This window comes from Rheinheimera pacifica, from assembly GCF_900108485.1.
GTDB lineage: Bacteria > Pseudomonadota > Gammaproteobacteria > Enterobacterales > Alteromonadaceae > Alishewanella > Alishewanella pacifica.
Genome location: NZ_FNXF01000015.1, coordinates 106,143 through 115,590 on the forward strand (window position 1 = coordinate 106,143; position 9,448 = coordinate 115,590).

At 47.8% G+C, this 9,448-nt stretch carries 12 protein-coding genes; 4 read left to right on the forward strand and 8 right to left on the reverse strand.

The features are described 5' to 3' along the window. Positions 1-6: 6 nt before the first annotated feature. The 5 genes from aceK to BLW68_RS16670 form a co-directional block, all read right to left on the reverse strand. The gene (aceK, locus tag BLW68_RS16650; protein ID WP_092795747.1) at positions 7-1,758 is read right to left on the reverse strand and encodes a bifunctional isocitrate dehydrogenase kinase/phosphatase; all 1,752 of its coding nucleotides are present in this window, start codon (positions 1,756-1,758) and stop codon (positions 7-9) included. Positions 1,759-1,872: 114 nt separating this feature from the next. Continuing rightward, the gene (locus BLW68_RS16655; RefSeq protein ID WP_092795749.1) at positions 1,873-3,306 is read right to left on the reverse strand and encodes a YfcC family protein; all 1,434 of its coding nucleotides are present in this window, start codon (positions 3,304-3,306) and stop codon (positions 1,873-1,875) included. A 102-nt stretch (positions 3,307-3,408) separates the two neighbouring features. Next, entirely contained in the window at positions 3,409-4,101 is a 693-nt protein-coding gene (locus BLW68_RS16660; RefSeq protein WP_092795750.1) for a substrate-binding periplasmic protein, read from the reverse strand. Positions 4,102-4,198: 97 nt separating this feature from the next. Beyond that, positions 4,199-5,230: an RDD family protein gene (locus tag BLW68_RS16665; RefSeq protein ID WP_092795752.1), complete on the reverse strand. Its 1,032-nt coding sequence runs from the start codon at positions 5,228-5,230 to the stop codon at positions 4,199-4,201. A gap of 134 nt (positions 5,231-5,364) precedes the next feature. Beyond that, complete coding sequence (locus BLW68_RS16670; RefSeq protein ID WP_092795754.1) at positions 5,365-5,892, reverse strand: lipocalin family protein; 528 nt, start codon at positions 5,890-5,892, stop codon at positions 5,365-5,367. A 104-nt stretch (positions 5,893-5,996) separates the two neighbouring features. Here BLW68_RS16670 and BLW68_RS16675 point away from each other — a divergent pair, with 104 nt between their 5' ends. Both BLW68_RS16675 and BLW68_RS16680 read left to right on the forward strand, forming a co-directional pair. Then, on the forward strand, positions 5,997-6,578 hold the full coding sequence (locus tag BLW68_RS16675; RefSeq protein WP_092795756.1) for a dienelactone hydrolase family protein: 582 nt from the start codon (positions 5,997-5,999) through the stop codon (positions 6,576-6,578). A gap of 33 nt (positions 6,579-6,611) precedes the next feature. Then, positions 6,612-6,881 carry a hypothetical protein gene (locus BLW68_RS16680; protein ID WP_092795759.1) on the forward strand — a complete coding sequence of 90 codons (270 nt, stop codon included), beginning with the start codon at positions 6,612-6,614 and terminating at the stop codon, positions 6,879-6,881. A gap of 52 nt (positions 6,882-6,933) precedes the next feature. Here the strand turns inward: BLW68_RS16680 and BLW68_RS16685 are convergent, their stop codons facing one another. Next, on the reverse strand, positions 6,934-7,137 hold the full coding sequence (locus tag BLW68_RS16685; RefSeq protein ID WP_092795762.1) for a hypothetical protein: 204 nt from the start codon (positions 7,135-7,137) through the stop codon (positions 6,934-6,936). 105 nt (positions 7,138-7,242) lie between these two features. Between BLW68_RS16685 and BLW68_RS16690 the strand changes: the two genes are divergently transcribed. Further along, on the forward strand, positions 7,243-7,674 hold the full coding sequence (locus BLW68_RS16690) for a MarR family winged helix-turn-helix transcriptional regulator (protein ID WP_092795764.1): 432 nt from the start codon (positions 7,243-7,245) through the stop codon (positions 7,672-7,674). Positions 7,675-7,746: 72 nt separating this feature from the next. Here the strand turns inward: BLW68_RS16690 and BLW68_RS16695 are convergent, their stop codons facing one another. Both BLW68_RS16695 and BLW68_RS16700 read right to left on the reverse strand, forming a co-directional pair. Next, the gene (locus BLW68_RS16695; protein ID WP_092795767.1) at positions 7,747-7,971 is read right to left on the reverse strand and encodes a hypothetical protein; all 225 of its coding nucleotides are present in this window, start codon (positions 7,969-7,971) and stop codon (positions 7,747-7,749) included. A 94-nt stretch (positions 7,972-8,065) separates the two neighbouring features. After that, the gene (locus BLW68_RS16700; RefSeq protein WP_092795769.1) at positions 8,066-8,503 is read right to left on the reverse strand and encodes an OsmC family protein; all 438 of its coding nucleotides are present in this window, start codon (positions 8,501-8,503) and stop codon (positions 8,066-8,068) included. 415 nt (positions 8,504-8,918) lie between these two features. Between BLW68_RS16700 and BLW68_RS16705 the strand changes: the two genes are divergently transcribed. Beyond that, on the forward strand, positions 8,919-9,416 hold the full coding sequence (locus tag BLW68_RS16705) for a hypothetical protein (protein ID WP_218141397.1): 498 nt from the start codon (positions 8,919-8,921) through the stop codon (positions 9,414-9,416). Positions 9,417-9,448 lie beyond the last annotated feature (32 nt).

The window sequence follows — 9,448 nt, forward strand, 5'->3', positions numbered from 1 at the left end:
ATAAAGCTAGTGCGGTTCGTTGCTGCTGTCATCCTGATAAGCATGGTAAAAGCGCATACTGTCGGGGTAGGGGAAAATATCTTCTACCACGCCATTGCGGATATTTTGCTGTTTTTGCCGCCAATAAGCGGCATCAAGCAATTCAGGATGTTTGCTAAACAGCAATTCGCGGATTTGCGGCTGCGGCGTCACAAAGGTGGCCATCTGCTCGGGGAATACGTCACCCGGTGCGGCACACACTGTGCCTTCAGCAAACAGCGCATCCTCGTAGTTATCGGTTTTCGGAAAGCTTCTGAAATTAACATCCAGCATATACTGCACTTCGTCGTAGTCGTAAAACACTACGCGTTTGTGCCGTGTTACGCCAAAGTTTTTCAGCAGCATATCACCGGGGAAAATATTGGCGGCCAGCATCTGTTTAATCGCCTGGCCGTAGTCGTCCATAATATGCGCTTTTTCTTCCAACGAGGCGGTTTCCAGATAGATATTCAGCGGGATCATCCGCCGTTCAATATACAGGTGTTTAATTACCACCAGTTCATCTTCAAAGCTAAGTGAGTCGCCGATAACCTGCTGTAATTCTTCGAGTAATTCAGCCGAAAAACGCTTTTTCGGCAAGGCGACATAAGAGTATTCCAGCGTATCGGCCATGCGGCCAACGCGGTCATGTTTTTTAACCAGCAGGTAGCGCGCTTTTACCGTGTCGCGGCCAAATTCTTTGCTGGGGGCAAACTTGTCGCGGATCACTTTAAACACATAAGGAAACGATGGCAGGGTAAACACCATCATTACCATGCCGCGAATACCCGGTGCGGCAACAAACTGATCATTGCTGTTGTCCAGGTGGCCCAGCAGCTCGCGGTAAAATTCGGTTTTGCCCTGTTTGTGTAAGCCAATACTGGCATATAGCTCGGCCAGGGTTTTATGCGGCAGTAACTCGCGTAAAAAATGCACCAATGCCGATGGCACCTGGGTAGCCACCATAAAATAAGCGCGCGAGAAGCCGAAAATAATCGTCATCTGTTTGGCGTCTGTTACCAGGGTATCGATATATAAGCCGGCGCCTTCGCGGTGCAGCAGCGGAATAATAAACGGCTGCTGGCCATCCGGCGTGACTGCGCGGCCAACAATATAAGCGGCTTTATTGCGGTAAAATACTGACCTTAAAATATCAAACCGAATTTGATACACCGGATGGCGGCCATGGCTGGACTGCGCCATAAAGCTTTTTACAATCAGGCGGATATCCCGGTCCAGGTTAATAAAGGGCGTAATAAAGCCAAAGCCGGAGACAATATTGCGGATAGTTTGCTTTAAGCCGTCCTGGGCCGGAAAGTAGCTGTCGTATACCGATGCTACCGGCGCCGGCAAATGCTGTTTGCTTAGCGTCGACTCAACAAAAATATTCTTATTGTGAAAGTACTTACGCTCAAATAGCTGGCAAAACACCGAGTTATAAAAGGTTTCGGCCAGTTCGGCCTGAGGGTGAAACGCCAGAAACTCCATATAGTGCTGCTTTACCTGCTGCCACAGTGTTTCGTTTAAGCACTGGGTTGGCAGTTCGGTAGCCAGATGGGCAATAGCTTCGGTAACGCGCTGATCATAAAACGAAATGCGGTCTGAACTGTCTTGCTGAAAAGCGCGCCAGTCGGCCAGCTCAAAACGTTGTTTGGCTTTGGCGGTAATAGCCTGAAATAAGCTGAAGTGGCGGCGAAAGCCCTTTAAGATTATTTCAGCAATTTGTTTCGCCTGACTCATATAGCGGCCTGCGGTTAAGGTTCTGGCGGTTGTCTGATTAGCGTACTCTAATCAGGAAGCCACTGAATTACCAGTAACACCTGCGGTAAGTTGCTACCGCAGGTGTTACAGAGTTTAATCCGGTTGGCTCAGGTTTGCGCCTGCAGGAGTTTGGGGTTGTACGCTATCGCCATAGTCAAATACTACTGCCAACACTAATACTACCGAAGCCGCTAACATTAACTTTAACAGCAGGGGCAAACAAAAGCGGAACCAGTGGCCGTAAGGAATACCGGCAATACCGATAATGCCCATTAATACCGCATTGGTGGGGATAATCATATTAGAAAAGCCATCACCAAACTGATATGCCAGCACGGCAACCTGGCGCGGAATGTCGAGTAAATCGCTTAGCGGCACCATTAACGGCATAGTGACATAGGCCTGGCCGCTGCCGGAGGGAATAAAGAAATTCAACAGGGTTTGAATAACCAGCATACCCACAGCGGCCGCTTCTGCGCCGACATAGGATAATGGCAGCGACATACCATGCACCAGCGAGTGCAAAATCTGGCCATCTTCCATAATCAGAGAAATACCGCGTGCCACGCCAATTAACATTGCGGTGGTGGTCAACTCCATGGCGCCGTCAATAAACTTTTGCGCGGCAGTGTCGGTAGAAATACGGCCCACTACGGCAGTAAACAGGCCCCAGGCAACAAAGCAGGCGCTTAGCTCGTATAAGTACCAGCCATGCACCCGAATACCATAAGCTACCACGGCAATGGTGCCAACAAAGCTGGCTAAAATCAGTTTATGGTTTAGTGCCAGCTGCGGGTAAGTGGCGGTTTGTTTATCACCCAGCGGGCAGGGTAAATCGGCTACCATCGAGTTAGCCGGATCAGCCAGTACCTTTTTGGCGTAGCTCCAGACATGATGAAAACCAATCAGCACAAAGGGAATAAAAATCGCCAACCGCAGTTCCATGCCCGACAGTACCGGCACTTCGGCAATTTGCTGGGCAATAATCACTGTAAAAGGGTTAATAGCCGATACGCCATAACCAATGCCGTAACCGGCGACGGTCATGCCGACAGCGGTCATCGCATCCAGCCGCATCGCTTTACACAGCGCAACTAAAATCAGCACAAAGGGAATATACTCACCGGCAGTGCCGATAGCGCTGGACGCCATGGCAAAACAGAACACCACCATAAAGATCAGCATATGTGGCTTTTCGCCAAACCGGGTCAGCAGGCGGCCGATCAGCGCATCTACCGTGCCGGTAGCGCGGGCGATAGACAGCACACCGCCTAAAATCATCACAAAGAAAATCACATCCTGGGCGCTGGCAAAAGCGCGTGGTATGGCGGTTAACAATTGCCACGGGCTTAAGTACTGGCGTTCTTCTACTAAAGCAAAGGTGCCGGGCACCACTGCAGAGCGGCCATTGGCCAGGGTTTGGGTTTCAAAAAAGCCTTGCGGTACTATCCAGGTGGCGATCATCGCCAGTACCATCATGCCAAACAGCAAAGTAAGGGTGTGTGGTACCCGTAAAAATTTAGCCATAGGAGAAAAAGCCCTGTATCGAATCGTTATTATGTACTGCTGAGCAGTCGTTATTTCGGCGCGACAGTCTACCTCAGGGCGGCGTACAGAACAAATCAGCGGCTACAAAGGCTGTGTTGTGTTAGGTAAGGCATGTTGCCGGCACTGTAATATGGCGGTATTTAACGCAGGTAGATATTGGCTGGCAAAGGTTGGAGACAGATAAAACCCGGTGCCGCGGCTGTGGTGTTTTTTTAGCAGCAGCTGATGTTGCTCTATGCTGGATTGTACGCTGGCAAGCAAAGAAAAAGGCAGGGATACGGCGTTTATCCGGTGGTTTAACAGCAGGGGTATCAGCTCGTTGTAATCAGATACCGGATAAATATTGTTGTAGCCCTGGCGGGCCAGATGGTCTTGTTGCGGTGAACCGCGCTTAACGGCAATAGATAATTGCTTATCGTCTAAATTAAGGCTGTTGTCTTTAAATAAAAAATAGTCATGATCTATTTTTACATATTGGCTTGGCTGCAAATACGCGCTGCGTTGTTCAGTAAAGCCCAGCGAAAAGCCAATATCCAGTTCATTTTCTGCCAGCATTTTCAATAAGCGGTTAGTCGGCATGGCCTGCCACTGAATATCAATATTCAGCTGTTGCTCAATGCAGTCGGTTACTTCTTTATAGCCAAATTCATGCTCTGGCAGAATTTTATTGTTTTGCAATTGCAGGGCAGGGAAAGATTCAACAGTACCCCCCCGAATAATTATTGGCTCTGTCGTAGCAGGCAAAGTGCTGAGCATAACCAACAAAATAAACATTTATTATGTCCTTTAATATTTCGGATAAAAGGGCCATAGTATTTCGTAATTTGTTTAATTTGTCAGCTATTTAATATACTTTGGCAGGTATTTGGCGCTACAACCTAATAACCAGGGTGTCGGCCAGTTTGTCCTGAATGGCCTGACGGTTTGGGTCCCAGTATACTTGCAAAAAGCCCAGCAAGCCGGTGGCGATACCAGCACTGTAACCACCCTGACGGCCAAAAGCGCCCCACAGCGAGATCGGCTTGTTGTCCAGTTGCACTACGCGAATGCCGCATAATTTTTTGCCAATAGTCTGGCCATTATTCCAGGCTATAAACAGCGTAAAATAGCCGATAGCCCAGCCAAAACCGATACCTAAATCGGCCAGGATACCCTGCACCCATTTCAGTATACTGTGATCAGACTTTTGCAACCGTTGCCACAGCGATGCTCTGGTAATTGATGTGACAGGCTCCGGCTCGGTTGTTGTACCTTGTACTGTCGCGCTCATTTGTTCTACCGTAGCGCCAATTTTGAGGCTGGTAATTGCTTCTGTCATCACTGAAGCTTTTTCGCTGGCAGACAACTGGCTTATATCCAGTAAGTCGCTAAGCATTTCTTCCCGTTCGGCAATGCTTAGCTGGGTTTTCTGCAGTTGTTGCACTACTGCCTGCAACTGTTTTTGGGCACAGGCTGCATCGCAGTCGGCCTGGCTTAACCGCAAGGCATTCGCCGATACGGCGGTGCTGTCAGTCACACGTTTAATCGCAGTGTCAGAGGGTAGCGACGATGTCCAGTTATGGCTGGTAAACAGCACCAGTGCCGTACAGGCCAGAATAGCTACCTGCCCGGTTTTGGCCGCCTGCCAGCGTGACCATGCCAGGTACGTCAGCATAGGCAACAGAAAAATCAGGCTGCCGGAAGTAAGGGCGGCAATAAAAAAACCGTCAATCAGTATCGCCACACCACGGCGCGCCGGCCTGGCCAATGGCTTGCCAATTAACTCCGGTGCTACAGCAAATACATGTGGCGTAACCACACGCCGTACCTGGCGCTCCGTAAGCTGTTTACCGCTGCTATCAACAAAGGTGTCGGGTGCCACTTCAGAAATTGTAGCATTATCGGCAGGGGGGATTGTGCTCATAGCTTATCGGGCTCTAACTGGCTGAATTAAAATTACTTTAAACAGAGCGCGCAGCTAATGCAATGCGCAAAACATAACTTTGGCCACTCAGGCTGTAGCCGTTATCAATTTAGCTATGCGAAATACTTATTAAATCAAACACATGTTTGCAGCCAAATCCATTGTTGCGCCGTAATACCAAGGCGTTCAGCAAATGCCATATAGTCATCACACTGTGCTTTGTCTGGTGTTTTGCTGCGTGCCAGTAACCAGGCGTAGTCTGTTGACGGGCCTACAACCAGCACCAGGCTGTAGTCAGCGCTTAGTTTGGCTACATTATAGCTGCCGTAAAAAGGGCCAAAAAACGATACCTTAAGCGCGCCGGTATTGCTGTCGCCAACAAAGTAAGCCTTGCCTTCAGCCTGTTGCCACTCGTTATCTGCAGCATTAAAACCGCGGTTAATTACTTTAACGCCGCCATCATCGCGTAAGCTGTAGTTAGCCGTTACTTCGGTTAAACCACGCTCAAAACGGTGGTCCAACCGGGCAATTTCATGCCATTCGCCCAGATAGCGGTTAAGTTCAAACGGTGTTACCGGTTTAACACCATCCGGCACGCCGGTACAACTTTGCAGCAACATGCTACTGGCTAAAAGTAATGCAATTTTAAGCAAAAATTTCATAACAACCTTTTGTTTTGGCCGTAAAACACTAATACTACGCCGCTAAACCGGCTTTGTATCAATTAAGCTGCACATTTCTGTACTGGTGCGGGGGAGTTAAGCAGATGTCACCGCGTATTTTACTGGTCAGTGATATATTTGGCCTTTGTACCGGGCTTAACCGGCTGGCACAGGATTTGGCCGCCAATGCGGCTGTGCAGATACAGCTTATCGATCCCTATCAGGGCACGGCGCAACAGTTTGCCGATGAGCAACAGGCTTATGCCGCTTACAGCACCCAGTGTGGCCATGATATTTATGCCGGGCAGGTTTTGCAGGCACTGCAAACAGTACAGCAGCCGTTTGAGCTTGCTATTGGTTTTAGCGCCGGTGCCAGTGCACTATGGCGAGCTTTGGCGGGCATAGAAACCAGCACAGTAAAACAGGCAGTATTATTTTACCCCGGTCAAATTCACCGGCATCTGTGTGTGACGCCGCAAGTGCCAACGCAGGTAATCTTTGGCGATAGCGAGCCGCATTTTGCTGTTGCCGATATCTGCGCGCAGTTGCAGCAACAACCGGCAGTAAGTGCCGTTACCACGCCGTTTGCCCATGGTTTTATGAACCCGGCATCCAAAGCTTTTAACGAGGCAGCTTACCGGCAGTATCTGGCAGTGTTAACCCGGCTAGCGGTTGGGCATACTTAGTTAACAACATTATTAAACACAACATCAGGCATTATGGAAAAACCTAATAAAACCAAGAAGAAAACCGCAGGCTTTTACTGGTTACTAACATTGTTTACCGGCGCTGCATGGGTCGGCTGCGCATTGATTTTTGCCGATCTTTGCCTGAGTTTTGGTGGCGGCAATAACAGTGGTTGTACAAGCACCTTTGATTATCCGGATATTATTACCGCTATTGCTATTATCGGTGTAGCAATATTAATTCCGGTGTTCTGTGTTGCTGGCTTTGTGGCACTGGTAGTGACGTTTTTCCGGCGATCGTAAACCACATTTCGGTCCAGCCAACATCTGAGAACAGTTGCAGCAGCTACTGCGCTCAGTTGTGTTGTTCCAGCTCAGCCAGCCTGGTTTTTAGCTGCTCATTACGTTGTTTTTCTTTTTGCAGCATCAGTTTTAGCTGCACTACTTTGGCTGCAACCTCATCATCTTGCAACGCTTTAAGCCGTGGCTCGCCGCTTTGTGGGTCGATGATCTTTTTTGCTCTGGCATTGCAGGTGGGGCAGCTGTGTACATCAGACATTATTAACTCCTAACTGGTTTTTGCTGTATTGGTTGATATAATCAACTTAATTATTGGGTTTTTAGTTGATAATGTCAACTTGTTGATGGTGTTTAAGGCAGCGTTATGGATGAAAAGCGGGATTTGCTCGACCAACTGCAACAGCTAACTGCGGAATTACGCGGCCAGTTTTTTCAGCAACTGGCCCCAGAATTACCGGGGCTAACAGCAATGCATGGCCGCCTGCTGCTGATGCTGGCTGTAAAACCAGGCAGCACAGCGCAGCAACTAACACAGCTTTTAAGGCGGGATAAAGCGCAAATTACCCGGTTGTTAAATGACTTACAGCAAGCTGCTTTATTACAGCGCCAAAACGATCCTGCAGATGGCAGGCGCCAGCTACTGGTATTGTCGGCACAAGGCCAGCAATTAGCCGCAGAGCTAAAGGCAAAAAAACGCCAGATAGCCGGCAAAATGCTGGTTGGCCTAACTACAGAGCAGCAAGCGCAGGTAGCGCAAGCGCTGGCGCAGATGTACCAGAACTTAGTAAATACTTAAGTTACTGCGCTAGTGCAGTTGTGGGAAATACCAGTAACGGCAGCCAGAGAGCAGAAGCATTTTTTGCTGAATTTATGGCGTGACTGGCACAGCTTCCAATAGCGCCACAATAGTGCTGTTATTGTTTAACCCGGCTAAATCAAGCAGGTAGCCTTTTTCCAGCGCTTGCATACTTTGGTTTGCCAGCAGCTCTTTTACCCGCTGCTCTTCATTATTAACAATGGCGGTTTTCAGTGCCGCATAGTGCATAAAACTACGTGACTCTTCTTCAGGTTGCTCAGTTTGCTCAGATGTCATTAATCAGGCTCCATTGTGTTTAAAGCGGCCCGTTTTAACGCTATTAAAACGGGCTTTATTAGTTACCCTGAGATAGCTAACTAACTCAGCTTAATTAACTACCTTCAAACGAGGTAATATCCAAGGTAACATCGCACGTTAATAACCTGGATATCGGGCAGGTTAGTTTGGCCTCTACCGCCGCTTTTTCAAAATCTGCACCGCTCATACCCGGTACTTTGGCATCTAACCAAATTTCGGATTTTGAGATAGTAAAACCGTCACCTTCTTTTACCAGTGTAATAGCTACCTTAGATGCTAAGCTACCTTTACTAAAGCCGAGCTTCGCCAGGCCAAAAGACAGCGCCATCGTAAAACACGATGCATGCGCCGCAGCGATTTGCTCTTCCGGGTTGGTGCCTGCTTTGTCTTCAAACCGGGTATTAAAGCCATAAGGCTGATCTTTCAAAGCGCCCGATTCAGTAGAAACATGTCCTTTACCGTCTTTGCCAAGACCTTCATATTTTGCAGTAGCCCATTTGATAATAGCCATGTGGTTCTCCTTAGTTGATAAGCAGTGTTGTCGATAACGAGAATGTTATCCGCGCGGTTAAGCTACCCATACTGCAGCAAGAGCTGTTCCAGACTGGCAAGAGCGCGCCAGCAGGGCGTTTTAGCAAAAGCCCCCTTTGCCCGGCCCGGTAAGGTATTCACGGTAGGGAGGGAGAATTGTAAAAATTGCAGGGTTTAACGAACTTGGCATCAAGCCAACTGAAATACCTGTTCAAAAACACAGTTTGGTCTTTGAGTTTTTTATCAGCAACTCGCGGGTGCAAAAACTGCAAGTTGCAACAACAAAAATTGCTACAAGATAAAAATGCTTGATTTACATTCAACTAGCGACCTAGACTGGAACTAATTTTGCAACTTGCGGGATTCGAGCAACGCAACTCGCGGGTTTTGATCCTTTGAATAAGCTGCTATGTGAATTGGGGAATATGAGCATTTTAAGGAAAGAAGCACTTTGGATGAGGAGAAAAATCGAGTCCATTGCTTACGATGATACGCTCCTTTTCAGTCCTGATTTCCCAATAAACGCATGTAAGCATGCTTCTTTGTTATATTGCTTCCATATGAGAAAGAAAGGTTTTAGCGGGCCATTAGAGCTTGTGTTTGGTGTATCTCCAATGCGTGCCAGTGAAGTTGGGCATTGGTGGGTTGAAAGTGGTAGTACATTAATCGATATAACCGCTGATCAATTTAACCTGATTTCTGATAATGCGCTAAGTAACAAAATAAAGAAGAAAAGACAGTATTTATCGGTATATTGCTGTCCGATTGAGCAAGCTCCACACCTAAAAGTGTTCAATACAGTTTCAAAGGAACGTAGGGCTTGGAATGCTGACGAAATCAGTGAAGATTATCTTGAGAATTTAGAAATATTGTACGGTCGTTTGTCTGGATAGAAATTCACATAACAAACGCCTAAAACAACGCG